The 25481-nt window shown below is 63.7% G+C and carries 23 protein-coding genes; 8 read left to right on the top strand and 15 right to left on the bottom strand.

The window, feature by feature from the left end; genetic code table 11:
- The first annotated feature begins 573 nt into the window (after positions 1-573).
- Positions 574-2919, top strand: coding sequence for a LuxR C-terminal-related transcriptional regulator (locus ACSBOX_RS15925; protein WP_442543311.1), 2346 nt, complete (start codon positions 574-576; stop codon positions 2917-2919).
- Positions 2920-2940: 21 nt separating this feature from the next.
- On the opposite strand, the gene ACSBOX_RS15920 is transcribed toward ACSBOX_RS15925, so the two are convergent.
- The 8 genes from ACSBOX_RS15920 to ACSBOX_RS15885 form a co-directional block, all read right to left on the bottom strand.
- On the bottom strand, positions 2941-3585 hold the full coding sequence (locus ACSBOX_RS15920; RefSeq protein ID WP_442543310.1) for an ABC transporter ATP-binding protein: 645 nt from the start codon (positions 3583-3585) through the stop codon (positions 2941-2943).
- Entirely contained in the window at positions 3537-5072 is a 1536-nt protein-coding gene (locus ACSBOX_RS15915) for a hypothetical protein (protein ID WP_442543309.1), read from the bottom strand. The genes ACSBOX_RS15920 and ACSBOX_RS15915 overlap by 49 nt, the downstream gene beginning before the upstream one ends.
- On the bottom strand, positions 5073-5480 hold the full coding sequence (locus ACSBOX_RS15910; RefSeq protein WP_442543308.1) for a hypothetical protein: 408 nt from the start codon (positions 5478-5480) through the stop codon (positions 5073-5075). It lies immediately after the preceding gene.
- A 36-nt stretch (positions 5481-5516) separates the two neighbouring features.
- Positions 5517-6125: a hypothetical protein gene (locus ACSBOX_RS15905; protein ID WP_442543307.1), complete on the bottom strand. Its 609-nt coding sequence runs from the start codon at positions 6123-6125 to the stop codon at positions 5517-5519.
- Positions 6126-6135: 10 nt separating this feature from the next.
- Positions 6136-6696 (bottom strand): hypothetical protein, encoded by a 561-nt coding sequence (locus ACSBOX_RS15900; RefSeq protein WP_442543306.1) that lies wholly within the window; start codon positions 6694-6696, stop codon positions 6136-6138.
- 4 nt (positions 6697-6700) lie between these two features.
- The gene (locus ACSBOX_RS15895) at positions 6701-6967 is read right to left on the bottom strand and encodes an uberolysin/carnocyclin family circular bacteriocin (protein WP_078106048.1); all 267 of its coding nucleotides are present in this window, start codon (positions 6965-6967) and stop codon (positions 6701-6703) included.
- Between the two features lie 326 nt (positions 6968-7293).
- Positions 7294-8733, bottom strand: a complete 1440-nt coding sequence (locus ACSBOX_RS15890) for a UDP-glucose dehydrogenase family protein (RefSeq protein WP_442543305.1) — start codon at positions 8731-8733, stop codon at positions 7294-7296.
- Positions 8730-9992 (bottom strand): glycosyltransferase family 4 protein, encoded by a 1263-nt coding sequence (locus ACSBOX_RS15885; protein ID WP_442543304.1) that lies wholly within the window; start codon positions 9990-9992, stop codon positions 8730-8732. The genes ACSBOX_RS15890 and ACSBOX_RS15885 overlap by 4 nt, the downstream gene beginning before the upstream one ends.
- Before the next feature lie 372 nt (positions 9993-10364).
- Between ACSBOX_RS15885 and ACSBOX_RS15880 the strand changes: the two genes are divergently transcribed.
- Entirely contained in the window at positions 10365-12257 is a 1893-nt protein-coding gene (locus ACSBOX_RS15880) for a polysaccharide deacetylase family protein (protein WP_442543303.1), read from the top strand.
- Between the two features lie 81 nt (positions 12258-12338).
- On the opposite strand, the gene ACSBOX_RS15875 is transcribed toward ACSBOX_RS15880, so the two are convergent.
- The 4 genes from ACSBOX_RS15875 to ACSBOX_RS15860 form a co-directional block, all read right to left on the bottom strand.
- The gene (locus tag ACSBOX_RS15875) at positions 12339-12581 is read right to left on the bottom strand and encodes a hypothetical protein (RefSeq protein ID WP_284991741.1); all 243 of its coding nucleotides are present in this window, start codon (positions 12579-12581) and stop codon (positions 12339-12341) included.
- 8 nt (positions 12582-12589) lie between these two features.
- On the bottom strand, positions 12590-14026 hold the full coding sequence (locus ACSBOX_RS15870) for a flotillin family protein (protein WP_442543302.1): 1437 nt from the start codon (positions 14024-14026) through the stop codon (positions 12590-12592).
- 109 nt (positions 14027-14135) lie between these two features.
- Positions 14136-15401, bottom strand: coding sequence for an FAD-dependent oxidoreductase (locus tag ACSBOX_RS15865; protein ID WP_442543301.1), 1266 nt, complete (start codon positions 15399-15401; stop codon positions 14136-14138).
- Positions 15394-16743 (bottom strand): MFS transporter, encoded by a 1350-nt coding sequence (locus ACSBOX_RS15860; RefSeq protein ID WP_442543300.1) that lies wholly within the window; start codon positions 16741-16743, stop codon positions 15394-15396. The genes ACSBOX_RS15865 and ACSBOX_RS15860 overlap by 8 nt, the downstream gene beginning before the upstream one ends.
- A gap of 47 nt (positions 16744-16790) precedes the next feature.
- Between ACSBOX_RS15860 and ACSBOX_RS15855 the strand changes: the two genes are divergently transcribed.
- From ACSBOX_RS15855 to ACSBOX_RS15840, 4 genes are all read left to right on the top strand, one after another.
- Positions 16791-17591, top strand: a complete 801-nt coding sequence (locus ACSBOX_RS15855; RefSeq protein WP_442543299.1) for an IclR family transcriptional regulator — start codon at positions 16791-16793, stop codon at positions 17589-17591.
- Positions 17592-17782: 191 nt separating this feature from the next.
- Positions 17783-18913: a cupin domain-containing protein gene (locus ACSBOX_RS15850; RefSeq protein ID WP_442543298.1), complete on the top strand. Its 1131-nt coding sequence runs from the start codon at positions 17783-17785 to the stop codon at positions 18911-18913.
- A complete protein-coding gene (locus ACSBOX_RS15845; protein ID WP_442543297.1) occupies positions 18910-19752 on the top strand; it encodes a fumarylacetoacetate hydrolase family protein in 843 nt (280 codons plus the stop codon). The genes ACSBOX_RS15850 and ACSBOX_RS15845 overlap by 4 nt, the downstream gene beginning before the upstream one ends.
- Complete coding sequence (locus tag ACSBOX_RS15840) at positions 19752-20483, top strand: maleylpyruvate isomerase family mycothiol-dependent enzyme (protein ID WP_442543296.1); 732 nt, start codon at positions 19752-19754, stop codon at positions 20481-20483. The genes ACSBOX_RS15845 and ACSBOX_RS15840 overlap by 1 nt, the downstream gene beginning before the upstream one ends.
- A gap of 155 nt (positions 20484-20638) precedes the next feature.
- On the opposite strand, the gene ACSBOX_RS15835 is transcribed toward ACSBOX_RS15840, so the two are convergent.
- Complete coding sequence (locus ACSBOX_RS15835; RefSeq protein ID WP_442543295.1) at positions 20639-21103, bottom strand: DUF4383 domain-containing protein; 465 nt, start codon at positions 21101-21103, stop codon at positions 20639-20641.
- A 471-nt stretch (positions 21104-21574) separates the two neighbouring features.
- On the opposite strand from ACSBOX_RS15835, the gene ACSBOX_RS15830 reads away from it, so the two are divergent.
- Positions 21575-22906: a cell division protein PerM gene (locus ACSBOX_RS15830; protein ID WP_442543294.1), complete on the top strand. Its 1332-nt coding sequence runs from the start codon at positions 21575-21577 to the stop codon at positions 22904-22906.
- A gap of 30 nt (positions 22907-22936) precedes the next feature.
- Here ACSBOX_RS15830 and ACSBOX_RS15825 read toward each other — a convergent pair whose 3' ends face one another.
- Positions 22937-23359 (bottom strand): hypothetical protein, encoded by a 423-nt coding sequence (locus ACSBOX_RS15825; protein WP_442543293.1) that lies wholly within the window; start codon positions 23357-23359, stop codon positions 22937-22939.
- A 38-nt stretch (positions 23360-23397) separates the two neighbouring features.
- On the opposite strand from ACSBOX_RS15825, the gene purN reads away from it, so the two are divergent.
- Positions 23398-23970, top strand: a complete 573-nt coding sequence (gene purN, locus ACSBOX_RS15820; protein ID WP_442543292.1) for a phosphoribosylglycinamide formyltransferase — start codon at positions 23398-23400, stop codon at positions 23968-23970.
- A 144-nt stretch (positions 23971-24114) separates the two neighbouring features.
- Here the strand turns inward: purN and ACSBOX_RS15815 are convergent, their stop codons facing one another.
- Positions 24115-25467, bottom strand: a complete 1353-nt coding sequence (locus ACSBOX_RS15815) for an MFS transporter (RefSeq protein ID WP_442543291.1) — start codon at positions 25465-25467, stop codon at positions 24115-24117.
- Between the last annotated feature and the right edge of the window lie 14 nt (positions 25468-25481).

Here is a 25481-nt window from a genome sequence, read left to right as displayed (position 1 = left end):
CTGCCAAACCACACCTCCTTCGACGCTGGGGGAACACTGAGATTTCATTGGCGCACACGTAGATGGGAAGTAAAACCCCACGTCGGCACACGTAGACGCAGTCCCGAGCACACTGAGTTTCGCCAAAACACCACTGAGAGGGCTGTTTCGGAATCTACGGTTGCCCTTGGAGCGAGGTTCGTCGGCGCACCTGGGGGGATTCCACGGGAGTGCTTGGGAAGTCCGCCTGCCAACGCCCCGGCTAGTGGCAGGAACATTTGAATCGTCCGGACCTTGCACCACTTTTGGCCCGGAGAGCGCTGGATCAGCGCAGCAGAGAAAGTTGGATCGCGAGTGTTCGATCAAGAAGTTCGGCGAACGCTGGACTACGTTGCTCGCGGAATGATGGTTCGAATTGTCGGTGCACCTGGCAGCGGCCGTACGAGCGTCGCGCAAAAAGCTATTGCTGATCTGGAAAAGACCGGGGCGACGGTTTATTCCATTTCGGGACTCCGCTCACATCGGGGAATACCATTTGGCGGAATTCATAGCCTGAGCCTGGATATTCGAATAGGCCAATTCGGAGTTCTGGGCGTGGCTGACACCCTGGCAGGCCGGCTGTCACGGCCGGGGGAGCGCGTGGTTGTGGTCGATGACCTCGAGTTTGTCGACACGGAGACCATAGCGGTTCTGGATGCCGTCCGCCGTCGGACGAAACGGCCCATGATCGTCACCATGAGCGAGCCATCCATCTACTCGATGGCGCAGCCGGCAGTGCTTAGCCCCGGCCCGGAAGCCAGGGTCCACCTGAATCCGCTTCGATACGAGCAGGTGAACGAGCTCATCACCGACATCCTGGGAGCTCCGGCGGACGCTGACACCACCGCCCGCATCCTGACGAAATCGGCAGGGAACCCGCGGCTTGTGGTTCGCATCGCGGAAACTGCCGCACTCAGTGGCTTGATTGTCCTCCGCCATGGGCAGTGGCACATGACAGACGACACCCTGTGGAATGAACACCTCCATGGCACCGTGCAATCGCTCCTCGAAGGACTTGAATCCGACGAACTCACGGGCCTTCAGGCCATGGCCATCGCCGGAACGGCGCCTCTCGATGTGCTGCAACAAGTGGTCCATTCCGACGTCCTCGACAGGCTCGAGCAGCGCGGCCTGATTTCAGTCATGGAGGATCTCCACACCAATGTCAGCGCTTCGATCACCCCGCCGATCCTGGCCGACTACTTCCGTGGTCAAAGGGTGCTCACCAGCAGGCGGGTCCTGAAGAGCAGGATCACGCGAGCCCTGAGTGGATTGCCGCAGGAATCCCTCGTTGACGTCAACTCAGCGGATTCGCTGGTGAGGGTCCTTGCCGCGCTGCGCCTTGAACGCAGCTCCGACGAGGCAGCCACGGCGCGCCACTTTCACGAGCAAATCTCCGTCCTGGAGCGCCAGCGTTACGAACTCTGGGATGCCGACAGATCAGTATCGAACGCGGTGGCGCTTCTGAGCGTCTACTGGGGCTCGCCGATCGACGCTTCCAGAATTGAGCGTGTGCTCGCCCAGACCTTGACCCGGGACGGAGAATCGTGCGAACTGCTGTTCCTGGCATTTACCAAAGCACTTTGGGCGATCCATAAAGGCAAGGGACTGGATTCTGCGGCCGGCGCCCTCAGGAGCTTTGGGAAGGAACGTCCTGAGTGGTCCGCCGAAGCCGAAGCGGCGGAACTATTCCTCAGGGCTTCCTATGAGCGAATGCCGGAGAATCTCGACGAGGCCTTCGCGCAGCTGCACGATGGCCACCCTGAAAGCGGTGTCATTTCCAGCATCCGAGGGATTCTGGAACTCTATCGCTTCAACCCTTCCGCCGCGCTCAAAGCCATCGACACCTCCAACGGGCTAAGGGGCATTTCAGGAGCCGAACCGTTCATCCGCGGAATGGCTTTATTCAGCTCGGGTCGGATTGATGAATCGATTGTCTTCGCGCTCGACCAGCGTTCAGAGGCCCGCCGCAAGCTGGACCAGTTCGGGATGGTTTCCACTACCTATGTTGCTGCCCAAGCCCTCATGTACCGCGGCTATTTCGACGATGCCGAGTACCTCATGGGCAGCATTTTTGCCATGGGGCGGCCGGGCTTCCTTGTGGCTTCCCTCCACGACGCCATGCTGAGGCTCGCTGGACTGAGGACCGCGACGTCGGCGATCTTGCCTGCAGCAACCCTGGCCACCCAGGCGCGGCGCGAAGGCGAAGACATCGGACCACTCCCCGGGACCGCACGAGGAGTCTACGAACTCGTCGCCGCGCGGCCCCTCATCCCCGCCGTATTCGACGCGAAAGCCGCGAAACTCATCCAACGGCAACTCGAACATGGCTATGTGCTGGAGGCGATCTATTCCGCGCTGTTCTTCACGTGCTTGCTCCCTGGCCGAATGGTTCTCGAAAGCCTTCGGCAGACCTTGAAGGAGTATGCCCCCTCCACGTCCCATGATCAGCTTGTGGCAATTGCTGCCGCGGTGGTGGAGGACGACCATCAAATGCTCGGCGTGCTGCTCGAACACTATGAGCCCGACGCCGATTTCTACCAGGTACGGATGCTGCTCCGCGGCGCATTCAAGCGGTACGCCTTCGTGGACAATACTGTCGGGGCGGCCGCGATGGACCGGGCGTACTCCATGTTCGCGACACGTTTTCCTTCGGAGGATGAGCCCATCGCGTTTAGTTCCGGTAGCTACTCGCCCCTGACCGTCCGGGAAATTGAGATAGCGGCCCTGGCCGGTCATCGCTCGAACCCCGAGATCGCCGAGCATCTGGGGATCAGTATCCGGACCGTGGAAAGCCACATTTCCAACGCGCTGCGGAAGACGGGAAGCCCGTCCCGCACCGCACTTTTTGACCTTGTCCGGGATTCGTCTCCGTTCCGGGAGAAGCGGTCTTCCGAGTGAGCCGACATGGTGACTTCCGGACTACAGCGTTGCCCTTTCCTGCTTGAAGACGAAGGAATGGCTAACGGTCAGTTGGTCCGGAACCGTGTGGGAGATGAGGACAACCACCTTGTGCTGTGCCCATTCGCCGAGCTCGCCGATCAGGGCCTCAATGCCTTGGACGTCCATGCCATTGAAAGGTTCATCGATAGCGACAACGGGGGTATCGGCAACGGTGCACATGAGCAACCAGAGCTTCCGGATATTGCCCGTCGACAGCATGGAGACGGGCTGTTCCACCCAGTCCTGCAATCCGTATTTGGCGAGCCTGGCGAGTCCGGCCTCCGGGCCGACCTGGCGGCTGCGGGCCGCAAGAGCCAGATGATCGTGAACAGTCATGGAAGGGTAGAGTGCCGGCGTCGTGCGGCAGACGCTCCGCACGTGTCGCGCGTCGGGAGAACCGGCGTCGATACCGCACAGGCGAACGCTTCCGGCCCACGGTTGGAGGAAGCCGCTGATGAGCTCAAGGAAGGTCGACTTCCCGCTGCCATTGCTGCCGGCCACCCGGTAGAGTCCCGGCTCGTTCATGCTGAGGCTGAGTCCCTCGAGGACAGGGGTGCCCTGCCGGTAGCCGACGGTTACAGAATCAATCTCGATCGAAGTCTCAAAAGACGTTGGCGTAGGCATACGACGGCTCCCAGGATCAAGAGGATGGAATAGCCCGACAACAGCACGGTGCTGAACTCAGGGCTGACAACAAGGATGAGCGAACAAGGAGAGATGAGGAGGAGCGTGAAAAGGGCGTCCATCACATCATTGGCTTTGGTGCCGTCAGTAGCGGCTGGCGGCCGGGAGAGCGATTCGGCGACGACTCCGGAGGCAGCGACGATCACGCCCGCGAGGACAGCACCCGGAGCGGGAACGTCCAAGGCGAGAAGTGCCCCAAGGAAAACAAATCCACCAACGGCGGCCCCCGCCATAAGGTAGATCCCGACGAGCCGGACAACGATCGCGTTGGCGGAGAAGCCGTTCTCCCAGGCAGAGCGGTAGTGGTACAGCTTCGCGGTGGGCCCGATCCGGTTCAGCATCGGTTCCGTGACTCCCAAGCTCAAGAGCACGGCAATACCAATCAAGGATTTGTGCAGTTCCCCGGAACCGAGAGCCGAGTGGACGGGAAGGATGCCCCTGGCGCCCAGCAAGATACCAACGACGGCGATCCAGGCGAGGACGATGGTGCTGATCACCGAGCCTTGTTTGCTACCCAACAGATCGGTGACGACGAATACCCCGAATTTCGACAGCGGTCGATGCCTGCCGCTTCGCGCGGTACTGAAGGAAATCCTGCGATAGCTGAGGCGGCGCCATGCGCGGATGCTGAGGAAGATCAATGTCCCGGACGCAGCGGCCGTCAGCAAGCACAACTCCGGAAGGAAGCGAGAAGGGTCCTCGGCGAGGCCGTTGAGCCGGGAGAGCTGAGGCAGGAGGAATCCGGTGGCAGCCCCGAGCAACAATCCGAGGATGAGGGCCAAGAGGCAGTACCGCCAATGGAGGCCGATCCGTCGCGCAGGTGTTGAAGCGAAATGAAGAACGCAGTAGGCACACGCCGAGGAGGCGAAAGCGAGGACGGAGACGGAAGCCACCACGACGTTGAGGTAGCTCGACGTTTCCTCGAAAAAGACGACAAGGAATACCGCAGCCGAATACCAAAGGATCCCCGTGCGGCGGAGCGCCGGGAGCAGTCCGTATCTCACAACAACTTGCGCGAGGGGAAGCTCCATCGCCCGGAAGAGCTCCAGGTGCGGCGTGCCGGAAACCGCGAGCCGACGGCTTGAAATAACCTCGCTGAGAACCGTCGCCACGGCGGAGTAGAGGATCCCGAGGAATCCCCAGTTGAGCACGGCGGCCGTGTCATGGCGGAGTGGGCCGTCGCGGAGAACTGACATCGTGGACGCGAACACCATTGTTCCGAGCACGGCCAAGGCTATCGATCCGAAGACAGCGAGGGCCCTGAAGCCATCGAGGGTGATCGGCAAACGCATCGCGTTGACGATTTCGAACGCCCGGAAGTCCCGCAGGATCCGGTAATCGGACCGGCGGACCGATGCGGCAGGGACCCTGGGGTTCGACATCTGACCGGCGTCTGCGACGGGAGAGACCGTGGTCCTCATCGGCACCTAGAACTTGCTCCGCGGACTCTTCTTCTGGACTGAGTCCATGAAGGCCACAAGGGTGAGGACCGCGAGTCCGAGCGCACAAACGACGGCGATTGCCGACGTCGTTCCCTGGAACGGAACAACGATGACCGGGCTGAGGGCCGCCGCGTTGGCAAAACCGGCGACGGCGAAAACAGCCGCCTTGAGTGGTAGCCATTTCCCGGCCGGGCTGAAGGCCGCAATCAAGGGTGCTGCCACTCCGAAGACGAGAAGTATGGTGACTGTCGTGTTCTTCACGGCGAGCGGATCGATATTGTTGAGGCCTTCCGGGGCAGGAGATGCCCACACGAGGCCGAGGGAAATGCCGGAGAATGCAGCGACCATGAGGCCCACGATTCGTAGAAGAAGGCCGTAAAGCTGAGTATTCATTGAGGAATTCTGTCCGTGGGTGGTGGTTGAAGATGGTCAGCCGATGGCAACTATTGTTGACAGACCGATGGCTGAGAGCACAACGAGGATCTTCCTGCCTGTGGAAAACCCGCGCCAATGCCGGTAGAAGATCGCCAGGGCAACAACCGCCATCGAAGGGAAATAGGCCCAGTATCCAGGGACATCCCGCGGTTGGATGACGCCGAACACCACACTGAACAGATTCACGGGGATCGTGGCGAGAATGGCGATCACAAAGAAGGCCCCGATATTGACGCGGCCCGCGAGTACCGATTTTCCAGGGATGACCCGTTTGTCCAGGAACGCGGCGAGGGAGAAATACAAAGCGATGATCACGGCGTAGAGCAGGAAGAACATGACGGTGCCGACCGTCATCGAGAGGCTGAGCAAGCGATCGTCGCCGATTTCCGAGCGCACGTCCGCCGGAACGTTCGCGTTGAGGTACTTTCTGGTCAGGGGAAGCCTCAGGGCCACCAAAACCATCAGCACGATGTAGCCCGCGATCCACAGAAAGCGCGATGTGGAAACCCAATCCCGGGCTGCAGTTGGCTCGGGTCGCAACTTTCCGACCTTCGCGACGCTGATGACAGTCTCGGACTCCCGGCCGTCTTCCGTGCTGGTCATGAAATCCTCCTCAGGACTTGAGCTGAATCACGATGGCCTCGATGGCGGCACCGAGGACGATCAGGACTAGGGCAATGAGCAACGTGCCGAGGGAACGGGCCATATCGTCGATGAACGATCTCAGGGTTGGCGGCTCGTTCTTCGTCAGCAGCCGGCGGGCCAGGCCCGCGGCGGGCTGGAATCCAGCGGTCGCCGCCATCACCAGGCCGAGGAATTCGAACGGGACGTACCACATCACGTCGGCAACCAGGCCTGCACTACCGACGGAATGCACCCCGAGGGAAACTGTCGCCCCGACATACAACGCCAGGATTCCGGCCCCGAGAAGCGTAGTCAGCCCGAGGGTCGCGACCCCCGAATACAGCACCAAGGCCGCGCCGACGTTCCGCCCAAGGATCTGGAGGAAATCTTTGCTGTAGAGGGGGCTTCCGCCCATGTCCCTGGCGTCCCGGATCCACGACAGGTCCACCGCTGAGTAGCCGAAGAAGGCTATGGCGGCCATGGCCAGGCCCGTGCTTGGGAGCAACCATCCAGGGATGCCCCCAAGCACGCGTGCTGTCTTAGCAAGCATCGATTTAGGCGACCGCTTGAGCCCGACCGATGCGGAAAAGGATGGTTCGAGCCGTGGCGATCAAGGCACCCGTGATTCCTGCCCCGAATATTGTGCCGATGACAACGAGGGCCCATCCTCCGACCTCGATGGCATGCATGATCTGGGACGCCGCCGCGGCAGAGATGCCAAGGGACCCCGCGATCCACGAAACGGCCAAGCTCGCGCCGAAGATGCCAACCACAGCCAGCGCCGCCGCGGCCGCAGCCTGAAGGCCGGTCCTTTTCGTCATTGTTGATTCCACTACAACCCCATTTCTCGAGTAGAACGGCCAACGGTTTCGCTGGCCCTGAAGAGTGTTGCCCTTCCAAAAAGGAAGGCCATCCACGGTTCAGATTCTCTCGGTGAAATTGGCGTCTACGTGTAAAAAACGGAAAAATCCGTGTGCAAAAGGCCGTTTCTCAGTGTGAACAAGCCCGATCTCCGTGTGCGCGAGGGCTCGTCTACGTGTTTGCGGGGCTAAAACACTGAGAGCCGTTCGCGGCCCTCTTCACGGCCGCGGCCACAGCGGCCGCGACGGACCCGGCCACCACGGCAGCCAACCCCGGCCAAGAAGGCTTAGCGTCGAGTAGAGGGTGCCTTGGCCGGCGAACCGACAATGAACGGCCGTGTGTTGAGCGGCTCGACGGGAAGGACGGCAGGCTTGACGTCGGCAACCGGCTCCGAAGCCTCAACGTGGGAGCCGGTTCCGAGCCCGCGAACCGTCCAGCCTTCCGCCTGCCATGCTCGAGCATCCAGGACGTTGCGCGCGTCCAGCACCATCCGGCGTCGTACGAGCGAGCCGACGACGGCGGGTGAGAGGGCGCGGTATTCGTCCCACTCGGTGAGCAGCAGCACCAACTCGGCGCCTTCGAGCGCGCGCGTCGTGGACGCTTCGAAGCGGAGCTGCGGGTAGCGCATCCACGCGTTGTTGATGGCCTTGGGATCGGTCACGGTAACGTGGGCGCCGGCCGCCGCGAGTTGGAGTGCGACGTCGAGGGAGGGGGAGTCTCGGATGTCGTCGGTGTCCGGTTTGAAGGCCGCACCCAATACGGTGACGGTCCGGCCGGACAGGAAGCCCTTGCACATCTCGCGGGCGACCTCGACGGCGCGGGCGCGTTGGCCCAGGTTGATGGAGTCGACCACACCCATCCACTCATCGAGGGAGGGCACGGACAGCGCTTGTGCCTGTGCGCGGAACGAGCGGATGTCCTTCGGCAAGCAGCCGCCGCCGAAACCCAGGCCGGCGTGCAGGTACCGGTTGCCGATGCGCGGATCCAGGCCCATCGCCTCACTGAGTTCCGTGACGTCGGCCCCTGAGGCGTCGCACAGTTCGGCGATGGCGTTGATGAAGCTGAGCTTCGTGGCGAGGTATGCATTGGAGGCGGACTTGATGAGCTCGGCCGTCGCGAAGTTGCAGACCAACCGCGGGATCCCGGCGGAGATCAGCGGTTCGTAGACGGCGTCGAGCGCAGCCGTGACCGGGGCGCCGGCGGCAGAGTCCTTGCCGCCCGGCACGCCGTACACCAAACGGTCGGGCACCAATGAATCCTTGACCGCCGTGCCTTGGCGCAGGAACTCGGGATTCCAGCCGAGCAGGACATCCGGCCTGCGGGCAAGGATGCCGCGGAGCATGTCCACTGTTCCCACGGGAACGGTGGACTTGCCGACGACGGCGGCGCCCCTCGCCAGATGCGGGAGGAGGCTCTTCGTGGCTGCGATCACGTAGGAGAGGTCCGCCGTGTCCGAGGTCTTGGACTGCGGGGTGCCCACGCAGAGGAAGTGCGTCTGGGCGTCGGCGGCATCGGCGAAGTCGGTGGAGAACGCGAGGCGCTTGGTGGCGAAGCCGTCCCGGAGAAGTTCATCGAGGCCGGGTTCGTGGAAGGGCGCGAAGCCCTTGTTCAGGTGGGCGACCTTCTGGGCATCGACGTCGATGCCCACCACGGTGTGGCCCATCGACGCGAGCGTGGCGGCGTGCACCGCGCCCAGGTAGCCGCAGCCGACAACGGAGATTTTCATGCTGGGAGTCCTTTGCTGGAAGTCACGGAAATGGTGGCAGGCTCGGCCGGTTTGAGCCCGGCCTGAAGCCCGGGCGCCTGAAGCCCGGGCGCCTGAAGCCCGGGCGCCTGAACCGGGCTTGGCGCGGCGGCAGGCTCCACGAGCGCTTCGCCGGCGATCACTGCCTCGTAATGCTGGACAAGTTGCGCGCTCAGCACCGGCCAGGTCCGCCCTTGGACCGAAGCGAGTGCCGCCGTTCCGAACGCGCGGCGCTTGGCGTCGTCGCCCACCAGGTCCTGAACGTAACCCCGCAACTGCGCGAGGTCTCCCGGTTCGTAAAGCCAGCCCGTGCGCGAGTTTTCCACGAGGTCGAGGGGACCGCCGCGGCCGGTGGCCACGACGGGAACGCCGGAGGCCATGGCCTCCTGGATCGTCTGGCAGAACGTTTCGAACTCGCCAGGATGGACGAAGAGGTCAAGGCCGGCCACTACTTGGGCCAATTCCTCGCCGCCCAGGAACCCGGTGAAGAAAGCGTTTGGCAGTGCTGCTTCGAGGGCGGCGCGTTGCGGACCGTCGCCCACAATCACAAGCCGGGTTCCCGGCAGATCCGCGAGAACGGCAAGGTCCTCCACCTGCTTCTCCACCGCGAGCCTGCCGACATAGCCGATGATGCGCTCGCCGTGGGGCGCCACGGAGGCGCGCCACGCCGTCGAGCGCTTGGTGGGGGAGAACCGCGCGGTATCCACACCGCGCCGCCACATGCCCACCCTCAAGATCCCGCGGCCGCGCAACTGGTTGAGCGCGAACGTGGACGGGACCAGTGTCCGGTCCGCCCGGAGATGGATGTTGTCCACCCGGTTCCATGCCCAGTTCTCCAGCATCGGGAGGCCATACCGGGCGGCGTAGCTGGGCACTTCGGTTTGATAAATCGCAACCGTGGGGATGCCGAGTTGGTACGCGGCCTGTACGGCCCGCCATCCGAGGACGAAAGGGGATGCGAGGTGGACGACGTCCGGAGCGTAGTCGGCAAGGATTCTCTTGACCCGGCTCACACCGCCCAACGCCACCCGCACATTTGTGTATCCGGCCAAGGGCACGGAGGGGAGGCGGTGGACGAAAGCGCCGTTCACGACGTCCGAGACAGCAGTGTCCGACGTCGACGGCGCAATCACCATCACTTCATCGCCTCGCTCTTGCAGATGCTCCAGCACCCGCAGGATGGAGTGCGTGACCCCGTTCATGAGCGGCAGGAATGATTCGGCAACGATAGCGATCCTCACCCCTCCACGGTGTGCGCGGAGGTTGGCGATGCGGGGGAATAGGCGTGACGGCAAGGGGAAGGTTTGGTTAACAAACTGATATTGATTTCCCGAGTGGAGGATCCGTGTCGCCGGAAATTTCGCCAATCTGGGTAATTACCGGGCTGAAAGACGGGTAGAAGTTACTCTTATTCCCCCGTGTCGGCCCGCCTTACGGTGACACCGTAGTGAACCTCGTGGCCATGACTGGGGCTTGTCCCGGGCACCGGGGTATTTCGGCAAGAGGGCGCTGACTGGGCGCCGCGCCCTCATGCGCTGAACAGCGCAGGGTGTTTTCGCCCCGCGCCGCCCGTATGTCCGGCCAGGCCGCTGTCTAGAATCGAGCCAGACCCTATGAAAATCGTCAATCGTACTAACCAGGTTGACCAGTACCGGAGGTTCAACAGGACGATCCCCGGCAGATGGTTTACCTGGTTATCCACCGTTGTAGTTGTACTCGCTTTCACCGGCGTCACGGCCGGCATCACCGCACCTGCAGCCCAAGCTGCCAACCCCACCATCGTGACCCTGACTTTTGATGATGCAAATGCCGATCAACTCACCGCCGCGCAGACCATGCAGAGCCTGGGTTTGGTGGGTACTTTCTTCACGCCGTCGGGATTCATCAACAACCCCAATTACCTGACGACAAGCGATATGCAGGGCCTTGTGGCGAACGGCAATGAGATTGCCGGCCACACGGTCACACACCCGGACCTGACTACCGTCACGGCGGATGAGGCAACCCGCCAGATCTGCAACGACAGGGTGAACCTCAGCAACCTTGGATTCACGATCACTGACTTCGCGTATCCCTTCGCCGCCGAGAACGCATCGCTCGAAACCATTGTGAAGAATTGCGGATTGAACAGCGCCCGCGGCCTTGGCGACATCAAGACGCGATTCAGTTGTGCCGGCTGCCCGCTTGCGGAGAGCATCCCGCCGGTGAATGCATACGACACCGCTGCGCCCGACGAGGTCGACAACACCTGGACGCTCGCCGACCTGCAAAAGTCGGTCACCCAGGCGGAGCCGGCAGGCGGGTGGGTCCAGCTCACCTTCCACCACATTTCAGCGACCAGCACTGATCCGCTGAACGTCACCCCGACCCTGTTCAACCAGTTCGCCACGTGGCTCAAGTCCAGGCCCGCAACCACCATGGTCAAAACGGTGGCCCAGGTGATCGGCGGAACCGTCAAGCCGCTTGTCTCGGGACCGCCCGCGCCGCCGGAGGGCACCGGCAACCTCATCAAGAACCCAAGCCTTGAAACCCTCGTGAACGGCGTTCCGCAATGTTGGGCAGCCGGAGGCTATGGCACGAACACTCCAACGTTCTCCACCGTCAGGCCGGGACACACCGGAAAGGTCGCCGAACAGCTCGTGGTGAGTGGATATGTCGACGGGGATGCGAAATTGTTGCCCACCCTCGACCTTGGAGGTTGCTCACCAACGGCCACACCGGGGAACTCCTATTCGATAGGTGCTTGGTATAAATCGACCACGAATACCCAGTTCGAGCTCTACTATCGGACCGGCCTCGGCACGTGGAAGTACTGGACATCAAGTCCTTGGTTCTCGGCGGCTACGACCTATCAAAAGGCCACGTGGACAACGCCTCCACTGCCCACCGGGGCGAGCGGCATCAGCTTTGGGCTGAACCTGTTCAGCAACGGCACCCTCACCACGGATGACTACGAAATGTTCGACGTCGGCACCCCGCCACCGCCTCCGCCGCCACCACCAGCCGGCGGCAACCTGGTTCAGAACCCCAGCCTTGAAACGGCCGGTACGGGCTCGTTCCCGCAGTGCTGGCAGGCCGGCGGATACGGCACCAACACCGCCACGTTCAGCACGGTAGCTACCGCGCACACCGGTACCAAGGCGGAGAAACTCACCATCACGGGATACTCGAGCGGTGACGCGAAGCTGCTGCCCACCATGGACACCAGCACCTGTCCACCCGCGGCAGTCGCAGGACACACCTACTCGGTGCGTGTTTGGTACACCTCCACAGCCGTCACACAGTTCGCTTTGTATTACCGTGACGCCTCGAACAACTGGGTGTACTGGACCTCCGGACCATGGCTGGCCGCCTCCAGCACCTACACGCAGGCAAGCTTCACGACGCCGGCACTTCCCGCCGGGGCCACTGCCATCAGTTTCGGGTTGAGCTTGTTCAGCAATGGATCGGTCACCACCGACGACTACGCGATGTACGACTCGGTGGGAGCTCCGCCGCTCGGCTGAGCAATCCATCAGTGATAAGACAACTGAGGGCGGCTATCCAGCCGCCCTCAGTTGTTTTATTTGCGCTGGGTGCCGGGCCGGTTACCTGGCGGCCTTCAGAACGTCCGGCAGCTCGTCAACGAATACTGTCCCTGGCGGCTCGTAGTAGATGACAAGCACCTCGTCGCCGACGTTGAAGACACTGCTCTTGTCGAAGGGGTGCGCGTGGAAAGCGCTTGTCCCGCCGTGGAACGGAAGCATCACTTCCCCCACAGTGCCTGGACCGATTCGACCCGTGACCCTGCCGATTTTGCCGGTCAGGCTCCGATCAACCTCTTTGTGCATCGGTGTCCCTATGCATCGGGGGTTTTCGTGGGCCGCTTGGGCGCTTCCTTGCCGTTCTTGAGAGCAGCTGTGATCGATGGAAGGTAGTTGCCCACCTGGGACAGGATCCCGCCCACCATGCTGTTGAGGCCTTCGCCACCATTGAGGACCGTCATCTGCCCCACGTGGGCAAACGGTTCAGCCGCGGCAGCCACGATGGCGGGCATGTTCTCCGCCAGCTGCTGGGAAATGACTGCCTCTTGGTTGGTTCCGAGCGCCTCGGCACGGGCTTTGATGCCGTCCGCTTCCGCCAACGACTTGGCCTTGATGGCTGATGCTGCAGCGTCGCCGCGGGCCCGGGTGGCGGCAGCTTCGGCTTCACCCGTGATCTTCGTGGCTCCGGCAATGGCGGCCGCTGCCGTGGCATTGGCTTGAGCTTCGACTTCCACCTTGCGGGCGTTCGCCTGGGCCTCCAGTTCCGTGCGTCGTGCCCGCGCCTCGGACGCGCTGATGTCGGCGGCCTTTTGGGCTTCCGCCTCGGTCCGCTGGGCATACGCCTTTGCATCGGCCGGCTTTCGGATGGACGTCTGGAGCTTCTGCTCCTCGCGATCGGCCTCCAGCTTGGCCACCTCGGTTTCCTGGACCACCACTTGCTGGCGCGCCGTGGCGTCAGCCAACGGTCCTGCCTGGGCGGCGTTGGCCTTGGCGGTTTCGGCATTGGCTTGGGCCGCTGATTGCTTGATCGCCGAAAGGCTTTGGGCGTCCGCGATTTGGGCGGCGGCCTCGGCTTCCCGCTCCGCGGCCTCCCGGTTCCTAGTGGCTTCAGCGATGCGGGCCTCCATTTTGACCTGCGCAATGTGCGGCTTGGCCAGGTTTTGGATGTAGCCCGTGGGGTCCTGGAGGTCCTTGATTTGGAGGGAATCAACCACCAGGCCAAGCTTTTCCATTTCTATGCCGCTGGCGCTGCGGACCAACGAAGCGAGTTTGTCGCGCTCGCGGATGATTTCTTCCATGGTCATGCTGCCGATGATCGAGCGCAAATGCCCCTCAAAAACGTTGTAGACCTGGCTTTGCATTTTGGGCTGCTGGCCGAGAAACCTCCTCGCGGCGTTCGCAATGAAAGGTGCGGCGTCCCCGATTTTGTAAATAACCACGCCCTCCACGATCACCTGGATACCTTGCGAGGTCACACAGTTGACCTGGAGCTCTGTTTCATTCAGTGTCAGGGACAAAGTGCGCACGGTTTGGAGCCCGGGAACCACCAGGGCGCCCTTTCCGGTGACGATTTTGAAATCCATTCCGTCCCTGGTGTCCAAGCTTCCCCGCGTCAAGCCGGAAATGATGAGCGCCTCGTTTGGTTCAGCCACTTTCCACATCAATTTAATGAGAAGCCTAATGACGGCAACGGCGACAACTACCCCCACTACGGTGACAAGAAGGGGGAGATAAGCAACGAGGTCGAACATGACTGTCCTTTCAACGGCAAGCACCCAAGCGGCTCGTGTAGTCAGTCTGCTTCGGTCTGCTCCAGGAGTCCAGCAATTTGCTTACCTTCAATTGACATAACGGATGCTCCTAGGCGTGCGTTCCCGCCAGCGCTTCAGTCCTTGCCGTGCCTTCCGTAGGGACCGCCGGGACGCCGTGGCTTTCTTGGGCGTAGAGCCAGTCGTTGTACTGGAAGTCGCCGTCCATGCGGCTCTTGAAAAGCAGGTTCCGCAAGGTGCGCGCGACGCCGGACACATGCCACGACTCGCCCCACACGCGCGCGGTGCGCTGGACGCGGGCCGTGCGCGCTGCGCGGGCTGAGTTGAAATCGCCGATGGCGCGGTCCCAAGCCGCGGCGTCCACGCCGTCGTCGGTGAACACGGAACCGACGGTGGAGTCCTGGAGGACCGCGGCGTCTTCAAGCGCCTGGCAGGCGCCTTGGGCCAAGTACTGGAGCATGGGGTGCGCGGCATCGCCCATGAGAACCAAGCGGCCGTCGATCCAGTTCTCGATGGGATCCCGATCGTACATGGGCCAGCGGATGCCTGTCGCAAGGTTCCGCAGCGCTCGCTGTACTGCCGGGACGCAGTCCTTGTAAGCCGCCTCGAGTTCGTCGACGCCTCCGTATTGCTCCTCGCCGCGCTCGAACGAGGGCGACTTGAAGACGGCCACAGTGTTGAGCAGTTCGCCTTTGCGCAGCGGGTACTGCACAAGGTGGCAGTCCGGCCCGAGGTAGACGACGACGTCCTCGAGATCCGTCGCCGGGGTCTCAGGGGTGATGGGAACGGTTCCGCGATAGGCGACGTACGACGACGACACCGGTCCGTCCTGCGCGACGGCGGCGCGGAGCGTGGACTTGAGGCCGTCGGCGCCGATGACGACGTCGGCCTCGTAAACGTCGCCGCTCGCCGTGTGCGCCACGCCGCGGTGGTTCACGGTTTCGACCTTTTCGACGACGACATCGTTCACCAAGCGGACACCGGCGTCTTGGCACGCCTCCAACAGGATCCGGTGCAGGTCGCTGCGGTGGATCACCACGTACGGAGCGCCGTAGCGCTGTTCGAACTCGCCATCGAGGGTCTGCCGGGTGAGTTCCTCGCCGCTCAGAGCGTCTCGGAACACCAAGTGCTTGGGCCGGACGCCGATCTCGAGCGCCTTCTCGAGAAGGCCCCAGCGCTTCAGCACGCGGGAGGCGTTGGGTGCCATCTGCAGCCCAGCCCCGACCTCGCCGAATTCAGGTGCCCGCTCAACCAAGGTGACCTCGGCGCCGTTCGCGCGGAGGGCCAGGGCGCCGGCGAGGCCGGCCATCCCTCCGCCGACGACGAGGACTTCAGTGGACTGTTTGCGGTCAGACATTGCTGGCTCCTACAGGGGTGGTGTTTTTGGAGTGGATTTCGGCGGATTTGATCCGGGCCGTCTTGATCTTGGTGCCGATGGCGCCGAGCAGGACGGCCGCGGCAGCTGCGGCTGCCGCAAATGCCAGGAAGTTCGAGTTGACGCCCAGCCCGGCCGCGAGCAGCAGGCCGCCGACTTGGGGTGCGGCGACCGCGCCGATGCGGCCGACGCCGAGGGCCCAGCCAAGCGCTGTGCCCCGCAAATGCGCCGGGTAGTGGCTCGCGACCGCCGCGATGATGAGGCACTGGGTTCCATGGGTGCCCACCCCGGCCAGCACCAACATGAGGTAGACAAGACCCACGGACGGACCCGCCACCAGCACGGCCAGCGCGACGGCGGCGACGGCGGCTGCCGCGATCGCCGTCGGGATCGGACCGAAACGGGTTCCGGCCCAAGCGGTGGCCACCGAGCCGACGACGGCGCCGAGGTTGAGGGCCAGCGCGAAGGTCAGGGCGGACCCGAGGTTGTAGCCGGCCAGTTGCATCAGGTTCGGGAGCCACGTGCCAAGCCCGTACCAGGCAAAGAGCGTCGCGAGGGTGGAGATCGCGAACAGGAGGCTCATGCCGAGGTACGGGGCGCGGAGCAGGGATTTGAAGCCCGTTTGTTTCGCGTTCTTGGCTGTCGGGAGGGTTTCCGGGCGGACGGCCGGGAGCGTCTCCGGGAGGAAACGGATGCCCAGCGGAACCACCACCAGGAGGGCCGCCGCGGCCACGAGGAACATGACCGGCCAGCCGAAAGCGGGAATCAGCGGAATGCCGGCCAGCGCGGCAATTGAGCCGCCGATCGGCACTCCGGACATCATCAGCGTGGCGATCGTGGACCGCCATTTGGCGGGAACCAGTTCCGCGACCAAGGCATTGGCCGAAGGAACAAGTCCACCCAGGCCAATGCCGGCCAGCAAGCGCAGACCGCCGAAGACGAAGGCGTTTGGCGAGAACGCGCACAGGATGGTGAAGAGCGAAAACAGTGCGGCGCAGGCGATGATGGTCCGACGGCGGCCCCAGCTGTCCGACATTCTTCCCGCAAAGATGGCTCCGATCATCATGCCGAGGAACGCCATCGAACCGACCGTGCCGGCGGTGGCTTTGGTGAGTCCCCAGCCCGTGTCGGTGATGAGGGAGGACTGCACGGTGCCGTAGACGATGAGGTCGTAGCCGTCGAAAACCACCAGTAACCAACAGACCAGCACGGCAGCGGCGGAACGCTTGGAGAACCGGGCGGAGGCCTTGGTTGCTGTCCCGGGGGAGTGGTGAACGCCGTCTTGGGTCCGCTCCGGCGCTGCAGCGGATGTGGTGTGATTCATCCCACCACTGTGTGGCCGTTGTTTCTGTGGCCCAATAGAATTCTGTGGTGCAGAATCTTCCAGCCCGCAAGAAGCCGGCCTATTCCATTGAAGCCGTGGACAACGCCCTGCATCTTCTTCAGCTCCTGCGCGACGGCGGCAGCCTCCGCCTCAAGGACGCCGCGGCGGAGCTGGGTGTTGCCCCCTCCACAGCCCACCGGCTGTTGGCCATGCTGGTCTACCGGGGGTTCGCGGTCCAGGACGAGAACCGCCGCTATGTGCCCGGGCCCGCCATGGGAGTGGGCCCAGCGGGGCTGAGTTGGAGTCGTTTGCTGCGCACCGTGGCGCAACCGCACATGGAACTCCTGAGCGGCCGGATCAATGAGACCGTCAACCTCATGGTCCGCGTGGGTACCAAGGTGCGGTTCCTGGCGACGGTGGAGGGGACGAACGCCCTGAGGGTGGGCGACCGGCAGGGGACCGTCCTGCCGGCCAACAAGGCCTCGGGCGGCAAGGCGCTGTTGGCAGAGCTCGAGCCCGCGATGATTGAGCAGTTGTTCCGCAGCCAGAATGCGGAGATCGGCGGGGACAACATTCCCGACGCCGAATATCCGGCTTTCCTGCGCGAGCTCGAGACGATCCGGAGCAATGGCTTCGCCGCGAATTTCGAAGGCACCGAGGAGGGGATCAGCGCTTTGGGTGTGGCCCTACACAACGGCCGCGGCGTTGCAGTGGGCGCGCTGAGCGTCGCGACTCCCGTGGCGAGGTTCCGCAGGCTCTTCGACAGCGGACTCGTGGGCATCCTGCGGGAAACCCAGCGCCAATTGGAGATCGACATCGCCGCCAATCCGGCCGAGTCCCAGCCCTAGCCCACCCAACTGACTCGCATTAGGTGTCGTTTTGAGGGCCCATAACGACAACAACTGCGAGCCAGTTGGGTCAGCCCGTTAGCAAGGTGGGCCAGGGGATTCTGGCTAGCAGAATATGCTGGAGATCACTTGGGGGCCTCCCTAGGGTCAGGAGTACGCCAAAACTGTCCCGTCCCCCCGAGGAGGCCCCTGTGTCCATCAGCGCCGATAGCACAACCCATGAATCGGTCGCGGCCGCGCATGCGGTTCCTGAGCCGACTCCCGAAGAAGCTGCCCAGCTGGAGCAGCTGTATAAGGATTTCGAGGCCGGGAACCTGATTCCGCTCTGGACCGAGATCGCGGACCTGATGCCGATGGTGCCCTCCCCGAAAGCCGTACCGCACGTGTGGCGCTGGAACGATCTGTATCCGCTGGCCGCCCGCGCCGGGGACCTGGTGCCCGTGGGCCGTGGCGGGGAACGTCGCGCCATCGCTTTGGCCAACCCAGGCTTGGCCGGTACGCCGTATGCGACGCCGACGCTGTGGGCTGCCATTCAGTATCTGGGCGCGCACGAAACAGCCCCGGAACACCGCCACTCGCAGAACGCGTTCCGATTCGTCGTCGAGGGCGAAGGCGTCTGGACCGTCGTCAACGGGGACCCGGTGGCGATGCGCCGCGGAGACTTTCTGCTGACGCCGGGCTGGAACTTCCACGGCCACCACAACGACACCGACCAGCCGATGGCGTGGATCGACGGCCTGGACATCCCGTTCGTGCACTACGCGGACGCCGGGTTCTTCGAATTCGGCACCGAACGAGTCACGGATGAGGCCACACCGGACGTCTCCCGCTCCGAGCGGCTCTGGGCCCACCCCGGCCTCCGTCCGCTGTCCGGGCTGCAGGACACGGTGAATTCCCCGATCGCGGCTTACCGTTGGGAGCACACCGACGCCGCCCTGAGTGAACAGTTGGCCCTTGAGGACGAGGGCCACCCCGCTACGGTGTCCCAGGGCCACGCCGCCGTGCGCTACACCAACCCGACCACCGGCGGGGACGTGATGCCGACCATCCGCGCCGAATTCCACCGTCTGCGGGCCGGCGCGTCCACCGAAGCTGTGCGTGAAGTCGGCTCCAGTGTCTGGCAGGTCTTCGAAGGACGCGGCACCGTGGTGTTGAACGGGGAATCGAAGGTCCTGGAGAAGGGCGACCTCTTTGTTGTGCCATCTTGGCAGGAATGGTCCCTTGAGGCCGAGAGCGAGTTCGATCTCTTCCGCTTCAGCGACGCCCCCATTTTCGAGCGACTGAATTTCAACCGCACGTACATCGAAGGACGCAACAAATGAGACTCCTCACCCTCCGCACTTCTGACGGCACCGGCACCGGCACCGGCACCGTGGCCGTCCGCCAGGACGGCGACACCCTGACCGAGATCGACGGCTTCTCCGACGTGGGCGCCCTCCTGCAGGATCCAGCTTGGACGGCCATCGCGGAGGCGGCCAACGGCGCAACGCACGCGTACGACGGCGCCGACCTCGCCGCCGTCGTGCCCTCACCGGGGAAGATCATCTGCGTCGGGCACAACTACCGGAACCACATCAAGGAGATGGGCCGGGAAATCCCCGAGTACCCCACCTTGTTCGCGAAGTACGAGGAATCGCTGATCGGTCCCAACGACGACCTCGCGCTGCCGCAGGAATCGGACACCGTGGACTGGGAGGCCGAGCTCGCCGTCGTGATCGGCAAGAAGGGGCGGCGCATCAGCGAAGCCGACGCGGCCGACCACATCGCCGGGTACTCGGTGCTGAACGACATCAGCATGCGCGACTACCAGTTCCGCACCGTCCAATGGCTGCAAGGAAAAACCTGGGAAAACAGCACCCCGTTCGGGCCGGCCCTGGTCACCAAGGACGAGTTCGCGGCCGGGCCGCTCATGACCTCGGCGGTGGACGGCGAGATCCAGCAGCAGACCCCCACCGGGGACCTCGTGTTCACGCCCGAATTCCTGGTGTCCTACATCTCGACCATCATCACGCTGAACCCGGGCGACGTCATCGCGACCGGTACGCCCGGCGGTGTTGGCCACGCCCAGAACCCGAAGCGCTACCTTCAGGAAGGTCAGCTCCTGGTCACCACCATCGAAGGCCTGGGCCAGCTGAACAACCGTGTGGTGAAGGAAGCCTGATGGTCGCCCGCCACGACCTCACCACCGATCCGGGCCTGCAGGAACAGCTCTTGCAGGCCCGGCGGGGGACTGCGTTCTTCGCCCGCAAGCTCAACGAACTCTCCGACGCCGAGCTCGACGGCGATTCGCTGCTTCCGGGCTGGACCCGCCGCCACGTTGTGGCACACGTGGGCTACAACGCCCGGGCCATCGCCCGTTTGGTGGAATGGGCGTCGACCGGGGTGGAGACTCCGATGTATCCCTCCGTTGCCGTGCGGGATGAGGAGATCAACTTCGGGGCCACCCTGCCTCCCATCGCGTTGCGGAACCTCTTCGACCACTCAGCGGTGCACCTGAGCGTCGAATGGCGAGACCTGCCCGACGACGCCTGGCACCACACGGTCCGGACCATCCAGGGCAGGGAAGTCCCGGCGTCGGAAACTGTCTGGATGCGTACCCGCGAAGTCTGGGTGCACGCCGTGGACCTCGACAACGGTGCATCGTTCGGTGACGTCCCGGCGTCGGTCCTGGAACGGCTGTTGGCTGACATCACCTCGGCGTGGGCGGTCCGCGGGACCGACGCCGGGTTGTTGATCAAGGTCAACGGCACCGACCGCACCTTCGGTGATCCGGACGCCGCCGTCGTGGTCGCAGGGCCTCTTGCCGGCGTCGTGCAATGGGCCACCGGGCGCGGGAGCGACGGCGTGACGGCGGGCGTCGGGCCGGTTCCGGCGGCACCCAAGTGGATCTGACGGCGTCGGGCACAAAGAAGGTTGGCACAGCCCCCGGCTTCTTCACCGCAGGAACTGCACCAACCGCTTGTATGACTATTCAGATTTGGCTGTAGATCCTACCCATTGGCGGCTCCTATAATCCCGGGCTAACTTAATCCGGGCTTTGCATAGGGCTACTTTGCGTCGTCAGCCAGATGACGTGAAAACATCCAGCCTGCGGCGACCATCAGGATGCCCAAGACCATGAACGTCCAGTTGTCGAGCGTGTTCAGCGACAGGAAGTTGGCCGCCGAATCAACCCCGACGCTCAGTCCATACACACTGAGCACGATGTACAAGGCACCGAAGCTCATCAGGGTATTGCGCGCGCTATGGCCGCCCGAGCGGGACATCGCCCAGCTGGTTCCGCCGATGAGCAACTGCACAATGTTGAGCAGCAGCGACACTTGGAACACACCCAGGAGCACTGCGTGCGAATTTGGCCCGAAGAACTGCAATTCCCCGTACCGCATGGTGATGCCCGGAATGAATCCGAGAAGGCCCACCAGCGCCATCAGAGTACCTACACCCATGCCGATGTTCTGGATGTCCGTCCGTCCGAAGTGAACACCGTGTGCATGTGGGGTCGCGGTAGTCATTACGCCCTCCATCCACCTATTGCGAACAATCCAATTTTACGTCTGGCATATGCAAAAAGCGCTGGGAGCGGCGGCGGCCGGCGGGCCTGGCGGCGGCACCGCGACGCCCCCCGACGCTGGCACCGCCCCCGACGCTCGCTCACCTATGTCGCGTTTCTCCGAAACGCTCGCTCACCTGTGTCGCGTTTCTCCGAAACGCTCGCTCACCTATGTCGCGTTTCTCCGAAACGCTCGCTCACCTATGTTGCGTTTCTCCCGAACGCTCGCTCACCTTTACGACGGCGGCGCGGCGGATGTGCGCTAGCGTTTCGCTTTCGTGCCTCATAGGTGAGCGGGCGTTGGCCCGGAAGGCCTCATAGGTGAGCAGGCGTCGGCCCGGGAGGCCTCATAGGTGAGCGGGCGTTGGCGGATTGGCGGGGCGTCCGGGCGCCTGCCGGGGGAGCGGGGCCCGCCGTGGCACGATAGAACACGATGAAACTGCGCGCTGATCAGACCGGTAACCATGGCCTGCCCATGCCCTTGTGGCTGCAGGGTGCCCTTGAGTCGGCCCAGGCCGCGATCATCTCGGCGCTCGTGGTGGTCTTGCCGCTGATCGGCGTCTGGGCAACTGACGGATTCCAGAACCACACCATCGATTTCCTGGCACGCTTGGCTGGCCAAACCTGGTTGCTGGTCCACGGCGTGCCGCTGCAACTGGCCACCGTCAACATGGGAACCGCGAGCCTACCGGGTTCCGGCACGCTGTCCCTTATCCCGCTCGGACTGACCCTGGTCCCGTTCCTCCTGGCGTGGCGCGCAGGCCGCAGACTGGCCAGGGCCTCCTACACGGACCAACTGTGGCAGGCATTCTTCGGAGCCTTGCTTGTCTACGGGGCGTTCGGCGCGGCCACCGGATTCGTGTGCCGCACGCAGGACATCGTCATCAACATCTGGTTCGCTGCCTTGCTTCCGCTTATCCCGTTCGGCCTGGGCATGGTGGTGGGCGCCCGGCGCGAGTCCGGCTCCTGGAGCAGGCTCATTGGCGTCGACGCCGTCGATTGGCTCGCACGCACAAGCCAACATTCACGTTGGGCCGGATCCTACTTTGGTTCCGCCATCAAGGCCGGATTCGTCGCGATCATGGCCGCCATGACCCTCGCGGCGATGCTGCTCGCCGTCGACCTTGTCATGCACTGGACGGACATCATCGCCGTCTACGAGGGCCTGAAAGCCGGTGCCCTCGGCGGTGGCGTCCTGACCATCGCCCAGCTCGGCTACCTGCCCAATCTGGCGGTTTTCGCTTTGGCTTGGTCCTCCGGGGCCGGGTTCTCCCTCGGTGTCGGCTCGCACGTCGGGCCGCTGGGCACCGCCGTCGGGCCCTTGCCTGCCATTCCCGTCTTCGGCGCGCTGCCCACCGGGCAACTCGACTTCGGTGCGGCGGCCTTGGCCGTTCCGGTGATCGCGGGCCTGCTGGCCGGCTGGTGGTTCCTGCGTGCGGGGGAGAACCACTTCGACGAATGGCTCTCCATCAAGATCAAGGCGCGCTGGTTCACGGCTCCTGTTTCCACGCTGTTCCTCGGCGCGCTCGTCGGGGCTGTGGCCGGGGTTTTGGCTGGGGGCCTCGCCTGGCTGGCGCGCGGTTCCGCCGGAATCGGGCGCCTCACCGAGATCGGACCGGACCCGCGGTGGACGGCAGTCTGGATCGCCGCGGAGGTGGGGATCGGCGTCGTGATCGGCTATTGGGTGGGGCCTTGGCTCGAGAGGCGGCAGAAGCTCCACGAAGCGGATTTGGACGATTCCGTGTACGACGGCGACCGCCGCTAAGGCGCCCGCCTCACCTCGGATTGTGCCCGGCTAGCGCAATCCGGAGGGAATGGATTTCTGGAAATCAAGCTGGCACGAGGTCTGGGCGTGGAGAGTCAGCGCGCCTCGTGCGCAGTCCTCGAGGGTGCGGATCTGCTGGAAGAAGACGACGGCGGTGAGCACCAGCAGGCACATGATGGCCGTGACAACCAGCCCGGAAATGGTGCCGAAAAGTACGATGCGCGGTTGCTTGAACCTGATGGTCCGCACAAGGACCACCACTCCGAGCACTCCTGCGACGACGGTGAGGATGCCACTGAGCCAGACGTAGCTGATGTTCAGGATGTAGACGAAGATGGCGCCGAGCACCGTCAGCAGGAAAGTCCTGAACAGCGTCCGGGTAACGGCAAGCGCTGATTTGGCAGCCTCACTCTGTGGCTGGTGCTGCGGGGTGGGTCCAACGCCGGAATTCATGTTTTCCAGCCTACGCGAGCCAGCCATAAGCTAGTGCAATGCGCATTGTTGTCCTCGTCTCCGGCACCGGTTCCAACCTCCAAGCAGTTATCGACGCCGTGAAGGCGGGCGAGCTGGACGTTGAGATCGCAGCCGTCGGAGCCGACCGGCCCGGTACCTACGGCGTGGAACGTTCCGCCGAAGCCGGACTGGACACCTTCGTGGTGGACTTCAAGGACTACGCGGACAGGGCTGATTGGAACGCCGCGCTAACCAAGGCTGTTGCCTCGTACGATCCGGACGTGGTGGTTTCCTCCGGGTTCATGCGGATTGTGAGTCCGGAATTCATCGATGCCTTCGGCGGCAAGTACCTCAACACCCACCCGGCATTGCTTCCGGCCTTCCCGGGTGCCCACGGTGTCCGCGATGCCATGGCTTATGGCGTGAAAGTGACCGGCTGCACCGTGCACTGGGCCGACGCTGGCGTGGATACCGGCCCGATCATCGCCCAGGAAGCCGTCGACATCGCCCCGGAGGACACGGAAGACACCTTGCACGAACGCATCAAGGTGGTGGAGCGCCGGCTCCTGGTCCGTACCCTCGCCGAGCTCGCAGCGGGAAAGCACGCCTGAGTCGGGTACCCCAGGGGACATGCCACCCGTTAGCCGCCACGAGTGGACATGTCCAGTGTGCTCCAAGGGACATGCCCCTTGTTAGCCCCGAAGGATGGACATATTGCTGTTATGTCCACTCGTAGCCGCGGGCAGGGGGCATGCTCAGTCGAGCTCGAGCTGCTTGGTCTCCGGGGCGAACAACGCCATCCACAGCACGGCCACCACAATGAGACCTCCCGCCAAGGCAAACGACGTGGCCAGGCCAAACTCGGGCCAGAAATACGAGGCGAACACGAGCGGCCCGATCCCGGCACCAACCCGGGAGAACGTGGAGGCCCAACCGAAACCGGAACCGCGAAGCTCGGTGGGGTAGAGCTCCGACACGTAGGTGTAGAGCACCGGGATGGCCACCTGGATCACGAAGCCGAACGCCAGGAGCCAGAACACCGCTGCGTCCGGAATGTCCACCACCAATGAGACGATCACCAGGGTCAACGCGGACAGCGGCCCCGTAATGGCCAGGATCCACTTGCGGCCCACGCGCTCCACCAGCACTGCAGCGACCGCCACGCCCAGAAGCCCGACGCCGGCCATCCCGGCTGTCGTCACGAACGCCTTGTACTCCTCGAATCCGGCGCCGATCAGAATCCGCGGCATCCACGTCATGCTCAAGTAGTAGACCATAAGGATGCTGAAAAAGAGGGCCCAGGCCGCCGTCGTGATCTTCCAGTTGAATTGCCAGATCCGTCGCAGCTGCTGCCACGCACTGCCGGCGGAAAGGCGCGGAGCGTCTTGTGGCGCGGGCAGGCTGTAGGCGCGCTGCTCGGCTCCCGTGGCCAGGACGAGACCGTCGATGACGTCGGCGGCCTCTTGGCGGCGGCCCCTGCGGATGAGGAAGAGCGGGGACTCGGGCACGCTCCGCCTCGCCCAAAACACCAGAAGGGCAGGCAACACCATGACGAGCATCGTCAGGCGCCAGTCCGCGAAGGCGGCGACGAGTCCTGCCGAAATGAACCCGCACAGGGCGGCCCCTATGGGCCACCAACCATCCATGGCCGTCAGCACTTTGCCGCGCTGCTTCCGTGGAGTGAATTCACCGACCAACGCGTAGTCCACCGGAATGCATCCGCCCAGTCCGAAGCCGGCAACGAAGCGGAAGGCGCAGAACCAGACGATGTCCGGGGCGAGGGCGCCCAGCACCGTGAAGATGGAGAAGACCAGCAGGGTGGCGGTGAAGGCCCGTTTCCGGCCGATCGTTTCCGCGATGGTGCCCCAGGCGAAGGCGCCCAAGGCCATGCCGATCAGGTTGGCGGTGCCGATCCATCCAGCGTCGGCGGGTTGGAGGGACCAATGCTTGGAAAGCAGCGGAATGAGGATGCCGTTGAGGGTGACGTCCCAGGCATCGAACATGAAGCCGAGGCCGCCAATCAGGAAGATCCTGCCCTGGACCTTCCACCTCCACGGCAGCTCCTGGACAACCTGCTCGCCGCTCGGGACGGTCGTGTAAGTATTCATTTCCCCTCCTGGGG

The sequence above is a fragment of the Arthrobacter sp. KN11-1C genome (assembly GCF_052180225.1).
Taxonomy (GTDB): domain Bacteria; phylum Actinomycetota; class Actinomycetes; order Actinomycetales; family Micrococcaceae; genus Arthrobacter.
Note: the sequence above shows the minus strand (reverse complement) of the source record. Positions and strands in the feature narration are given on the sequence as shown.

Excerpts from the sequence above, each read along its gene's own strand:
- ACSBOX_RS15920 (WP_442543310.1), bottom strand. The coding sequence starts at position 3,585 with ATGCCTACGCCAACGTCTTTTGAGACTTCGATCGAGATTGATTCTGTA.
- ACSBOX_RS15910 (WP_442543308.1), bottom strand. The coding sequence starts at position 5,480 with ATGAATACTCAGCTTTACGGCCTTCTTCTACGAATCGTGGGCCTCATG.
- ACSBOX_RS15905 (WP_442543307.1), bottom strand. The coding sequence starts at position 6,125 with ATGACCAGCACGGAAGACGGCCGGGAGTCCGAGACTGTCATCAGCGTC.
- ACSBOX_RS15900 (WP_442543306.1), bottom strand. The coding sequence starts at position 6,696 with ATGCTTGCTAAGACAGCACGCGTGCTTGGGGGCATCCCTGGATGGTTG.
- ACSBOX_RS15895 (WP_078106048.1), bottom strand. The coding sequence starts at position 6,967 with ATGACGAAAAGGACCGGCCTTCAGGCTGCGGCCGCGGCGGCGCTGGCT.
- ACSBOX_RS15890 (WP_442543305.1), bottom strand. The coding sequence starts at position 8,733 with ATGAAAATCTCCGTTGTCGGCTGCGGCTACCTGGGCGCGGTGCACGCC.
- ACSBOX_RS15880 (WP_442543303.1), top strand. The coding sequence starts at position 10,365 with ATGAAAATCGTCAATCGTACTAACCAGGTTGACCAGTACCGGAGGTTC.
- ACSBOX_RS15875 (WP_284991741.1), bottom strand. The coding sequence starts at position 12,581 with ATGCACAAAGAGGTTGATCGGAGCCTGACCGGCAAAATCGGCAGGGTC.
- ACSBOX_RS15870 (WP_442543302.1), bottom strand. The coding sequence starts at position 14,026 with ATGTTCGACCTCGTTGCTTATCTCCCCCTTCTTGTCACCGTAGTGGGG.
- ACSBOX_RS15865 (WP_442543301.1), bottom strand. The coding sequence starts at position 15,401 with ATGTCTGACCGCAAACAGTCCACTGAAGTCCTCGTCGTCGGCGGAGGG.
- ACSBOX_RS15860 (WP_442543300.1), bottom strand. The coding sequence starts at position 16,743 with ATGAATCACACCACATCCGCTGCAGCGCCGGAGCGGACCCAAGACGGC.
- ACSBOX_RS15845 (WP_442543297.1), top strand. The coding sequence starts at position 18,910 with ATGAGACTCCTCACCCTCCGCACTTCTGACGGCACCGGCACCGGCACC.
- ACSBOX_RS15840 (WP_442543296.1), top strand. The coding sequence starts at position 19,752 with ATGGTCGCCCGCCACGACCTCACCACCGATCCGGGCCTGCAGGAACAG.
- ACSBOX_RS15835 (WP_442543295.1), bottom strand. The coding sequence starts at position 21,103 with ATGACTACCGCGACCCCACATGCACACGGTGTTCACTTCGGACGGACG.
- ACSBOX_RS15830 (WP_442543294.1), top strand. The coding sequence starts at position 21,575 with ATGAAACTGCGCGCTGATCAGACCGGTAACCATGGCCTGCCCATGCCC.
- ACSBOX_RS15825 (WP_442543293.1), bottom strand. The coding sequence starts at position 23,359 with ATGAATTCCGGCGTTGGACCCACCCCGCAGCACCAGCCACAGAGTGAG.
- purN (WP_442543292.1), top strand. The coding sequence starts at position 23,398 with ATGCGCATTGTTGTCCTCGTCTCCGGCACCGGTTCCAACCTCCAAGCA.
- ACSBOX_RS15815 (WP_442543291.1), bottom strand. The coding sequence starts at position 25,467 with ATGAATACTTACACGACCGTCCCGAGCGGCGAGCAGGTTGTCCAGGAG.